Below are 1,943 nucleotides of genomic sequence, written 5' to 3' on the forward strand. Positions count from 1 at the left end.
CCCAGTGACAGCACGCGACGCCGGGACAGCAGGGGACGTGGCCCGGCCGGTGCCGGTGACTCGCGCCCGCTCTCGTCCTTCCGCGGGTCCCGGCTCATGACTGCTCAACGCGCGAGGATGACGCACCGATCCCGAGCGCCGCCTCGCCCGACGGCCCCGGGTCCGGGGCTACGCTCCCGCCATGCCCACCGGAAGCGGTCCGTCACGGCGCAGGGTGATGCTGGGAGCGGCCGCCGTCGCGACGACCCTCGTGTCGACCGTCACCGGATGCTCCTCCGCGAACGGCCCCGTCCTCACCGACGGCGTCCTGTCGGACCGCTCCGGCCTCCACGCACCGCGCTGGCGGTTGGCGGTGCCGCGATCCGGGCGCCCGCGCGGCCTCGTCGTCGCCCTGCACGGCTTCGGCGGGTCGGCGGACGACGCCTTCAACCTCGGCTTCGCCGACGCCGTCGAGACCTCGCGGATGGCGCTCGTCTCCGTCGACGGCGGCGACACGTACTGGCACGCCCGACGCGACGGCAGCGACACCAGCGCGATGGTCCGCGAAGAGCTCGTGCCCCTGGCCCTCTCCGCGGCGGGGCTGTCTCCCACCTCGCCGGTCACCTTCCTCGGCTGGTCGATGGGCGGATTCGGGGCCCTCCTCCTCGCGAGCGACCTCGGCCGGTCGCGGGTCAGCGGGGTGGTCGCCGCGAGCGCGGCGCTGTGGTTGAAGGGCAGCCAGACGCCAGCACGGGCCTATGACGGGCGCGCCGACTTCGACCGCCACTCGATCTTCAACCGCTTGTCCCGCCTCGCCGGGATCCCGGTCCGCCTCGACTGCGGCACCTCGGACCCCTTCATCGCGGCGAACCGCACGCTGGCCCGACAGCTGCCAGGGGTGGAGGCCCACTTCACGGACGGGGGCCACGACGGCGCCTTCTGGAGCGGCAACGTCGCGGCGGAGATGGCCTGGGCGGCCGCGCGCCTCTGAGTGTCAGGACAGGGCGGCGATCGCCTCGGCGGTCGCAAGCACCTTCTTCGCCGTGTCGACGTGGAGGCTCTCGATGAGCCGGCCGTTGACGGTCGCGACACCGCGCCCCTGCGCCTGAGCGGCCTCGAAGGCGGCGATCACGGCCCGCGCGTCGTCGACCTCGGCCGCGCTCGGGGCGAAGACCTCGTTGGCCGCCTCGACCTGCCCCGGGTGGATCAGGGTCTTGCCATCGAAGCCCATCTCGCGGCCCTGGCGCGCCTCGGCGAGGAAGCCGTCGCCGTCCTTGACGTCGTTGTAGACGCCGTCGACGACAGCCACACCTGCAGCGCGGGCCGCCAGGATCGACAGCTGGAGCGAGGTCTGGATCGCGGCCCGTCCCGGAGCGAAGGCGGCGCCGAGCTCCTTGTACAGGTCGTTGGTGCCCAGCACGAGGCAGGCGAGCCGAGCGGACGCCCGGGCGATCTCCTCGGCGTGCAGCACGGCGACCGGTGTCTCGACCATGGCCCACAGGCGCGTGTGCGCGGGCGCGCCGGCAGCCTCCATCGCCGCCACGAGGGCCCGCACCTCGTCGGCCGAGTTCACCTTCGGCACGACGACCGCGTCCGGCCCTGCCGCCGCTGCGGCAGCGAGGTCGGCGTCGTGCCACTGCGAGTCCAGAGCGTTGACGCGGATCGTCAGCTCGCGCCGACCGTAGTCGCCGGATCCGGCTGCAGCGCAAGCGTTCTCGCGCGCGGCATCCTTGGCGTCGGGCGCGACGGCGTCCTCGAGGTCGAGGATCAGGGCGTCGACGGGGAGCGTCTTCGCCTTCTCGAGCGCGCGTTCGTTGGAGCTCGGCAGGTAGAGCACCGAGCGCCGAGGGCGGTATGCCGACTGCTGCGTCATCGCGCACCTTCCTGGACTGCGGGAGCTGGCGGGGGGTCCACGGGGGCCGTGGCCCCCCGTGCGTCGGCATACAGCTCGGCCAGCGCGGGGA

The 1,943-nt window shown here is 73.8% G+C and carries 2 protein-coding genes; one reads left to right on the top strand and one right to left on the bottom strand.

The annotated features are described in order from the left end of the window. Nucleotides 1-181: 181 nt before the first annotated feature. On the top strand, nucleotides 182-970 hold the full coding sequence (locus AC1DP0_RS21410) for an alpha/beta hydrolase-fold protein (RefSeq protein WP_478088520.1): 789 nt from the start codon (nucleotides 182-184) through the stop codon (nucleotides 968-970). A 3-nt stretch (nucleotides 971-973) separates the two neighbouring features. On the opposite strand, the gene AC1DP0_RS21415 is transcribed toward AC1DP0_RS21410, so the two are convergent. Continuing rightward, nucleotides 974-1,852 carry an HpcH/HpaI aldolase/citrate lyase family protein gene (locus tag AC1DP0_RS21415; protein WP_478088521.1) on the bottom strand — a complete coding sequence of 293 codons (879 nt, stop codon included), beginning with the start codon at nucleotides 1,850-1,852 and terminating at the stop codon, nucleotides 974-976. Nucleotides 1,853-1,943: the final 91 nt, after the last annotated feature.

The organism is Terrabacter sp. P5_B1 (assembly GCF_056400505.1).

Bases quoted from the DNA above. Each gene is read 5' to 3' on its own strand.
- AC1DP0_RS21415 (WP_478088521.1), bottom strand. From the start codon at position 1,852: ATGACGCAGCAGTCGGCATACCGCCCTCGGCGCTCGGTGCTCTACCTG.
- AC1DP0_RS21410 (WP_478088520.1), top strand. From the start codon at position 182: ATGCCCACCGGAAGCGGTCCGTCACGGCGCAGGGTGATGCTGGGAGCG.